Genomic DNA, 2,313 nt, shown 5'->3' with positions numbered 1-2,313 from the left:
CGGCCAGCCGCCGGGCGCACCGGTCGGCGGTGTCCAGGGCCCGCCGGTCGCCGGTCGCCGCGTGGACCGCCAGCATCGCCGCGAGCACCCCCGGGTCGCCGTCGGCCGGCGCCGGGTCCCGGGCCGCGGCCGCGGCGGTCAGCTCCACCGCCAGTGCGGTGGACGCGGCCAGCTCCGGGTCGGCCAGCAGGTGCGTCAGCTGGCCCAGCGCGTAGGCGATCCCGCCGAGACCGTCGAAGGCGTCGGCGCCGACCGCGGCCAGGTGCTCGGGCCGGTCGGCGAGCGCGGCGAGCAGGGCGGGCACCGGCCGTACGGCCCGGCGGGCCACCTGCGCGTACCGTTCGACGCCGCTCAGCGCCGCCAGCCGGGCCAGGAACAGCGCCGTCCCGCAGTAGCCGCCGGCCAGGCCGGCGCCCTGCGGCATCAGGGCCCAGTGCTGTGCGCCGATCGGCTCCAGGGTCAGCCAGTTGACCCGGTGGCGGTCGCCGTGCGCCCGGGCCAGGATCCGGTCGGCGATCCCGGAGGCCGCCGCCAGCAGCCGTTCCTGGTCGGGCACGCTCGGCGGGTACGGGCCGCGCCGCGCGCCGGACCGGGCCCCGGCCGGGCCGCGCCGCCTGGTGGCCAGCGCGGCCCGGATGATCCACTCCTGGTCGTACAGGTCGGTGCGGCCGAGTCCGGCCAGCCGGCGGACCGCCTGCTCCAGCCCGGACTCGGCCCAGCCCGGGCCGGCCTCGGCGCCGTCGACGACGGGTCTGCAGGCGGCCGGGGTGCAGCCGAGCAGCGGGATGTCGCCCGCCCAGAGCTCCGCCAGCTCGGCGGTGACCAGCGGCTCCCGGACCGGGTCGCCCTCCGACTCGCGCCACAGCAGGTCCAGCAGCCGGTCCCGGTCGAGGGCGTCGCGCAGCACGTCCGGATGGGTCGACTCGTCCAGCAGGGCGGCGTACCGCCGGGTGGGCCGGACCAGCACCCGGGTGGTGTCGGCGGCGAAACGGGCCAGCAGGCCGTCCGGGCCCGCGAGTTCGTCCGCGCCGTCGGCCAGCGCCTGGTACCCGGTCCGGAAGCCGGCCAGCAGGGACCCGGCGTACTCGCCGGGGTCGGCGTCGGCGCCGTCCAGCCGGGGCCGGTTGGCCGCGCCGGGGAACGTCACCGGCCCGCGGGCCAGCCGCATCTCGTCGGTGCCCGCCGCCTCCCAGCCCGCGACGTCCAGCGGGTGCACGGTGTCCCGGTCGCCGCCCAGCCCGGAGATGTCCAGCACCCCGTGGTCGCCGACCAGGTGGAACGGCAGCAGCGCGATCCGGTGCACCGAGGAGTCCAACAGCCGCAGGGCCGGATCGCCGCCCAGCGGCTCCGGCCGGGCCGGGGACGGGTGCAGCAGGGTCTCCAGGTCGACCAGGACCGGCTGGGCGGCGCAGGCGATCAGGTTCTCGTAGTGGATGTCGTTGCCGCCCAGGACGTGCAGCAGCGCCAGCAGCACCCCCAGCCGCCGGTAGAACCGGTCGACCTCGGCCCGGTCCCGGCAGGGCGCGGCCCGGGCGAACTCCACCCACCCGTACCCGGGCCGCTCCAGCACCGCCAGGGTGGCCTGGTCCGGCCCCGGCAGCCGGGCGTTCAGCCAGCGCACCACGTCGTTGAAGTGCCGGTGCACCTCGACCGGCCGCGGCTTGTACACCACCCGGTCGCCGGACTCGAAGCGCAGCAGCGCCACCGCCCGGCCCCGCTGGTGGCGGTCGCCCGCGCCGGTCACCAGCCCGACCAGCCGGCCCGGTTCGGCGCCCGCCGGCAGGACGGCCGCCAGGGCCCGGCGGTCGGCCGCGAACCGGCCGAGGCACTCGGTCCAGGCCGCGACCGCGTGCCGGCAGGTCTGGGCCAGCAGCCGCGCCAGCACCGGGTACTCCGCCAGCAGCGCCGCGAGCCGGTCGCGGCCGGACGCCAGGCGGACGAAGTCGGCGAACCGCTCCTGCGGGGTGGCACCCGACAGCTCGCCGCCGACCCGCGCCACGTTGAGCTCCAGCACCAGGGTGCGCCGGGCCTGCCGTACCAGCAGCGCCGCCACCTGCTCGGCGAAGCACCGCCGCAGCGCCTGCGGATCGGCGACCTCCCAGGCGCCCGCCAGCTCCGGGGCGGCCAGCAGCCGGTCGGCGGCGCGGTCGGTGAACGGGGCCAGCACCGTGGCGAAACCGGCCGCCCAGGACGTGCCCGGCGGAGGGAGCCGCCCCGCGGCCGGGGCCGCGGCGAGGACCCGGCGCACCTCCCCGGCCCAGGCGGGCTCGCCCACCCGGGCGGCCAGGTCGGCGGGCGGCTCGGCGAGCACGG

At 79.2% G+C, this 2,313-nt stretch carries 1 protein-coding gene; it reads right to left on the bottom strand.

Features of this window, described 5'->3' with window-relative positions:
* Positions 1-2,313 (bottom strand): type 2 lanthipeptide synthetase LanM family protein (locus AA75_RS26850; RefSeq protein WP_033822846.1); only part of this gene is annotated, 2,313 nt, incomplete at both ends.

The sequence above is a fragment of the Kitasatospora sp. MBT63 genome, from assembly GCF_000710465.2.
Taxonomy (GTDB): Bacteria; Actinomycetota; Actinomycetes; order Streptomycetales; family Streptomycetaceae; genus Kitasatospora.
Note: the sequence above shows the minus strand (reverse complement) of the source record. Positions and strands in the feature narration are given on the sequence as shown.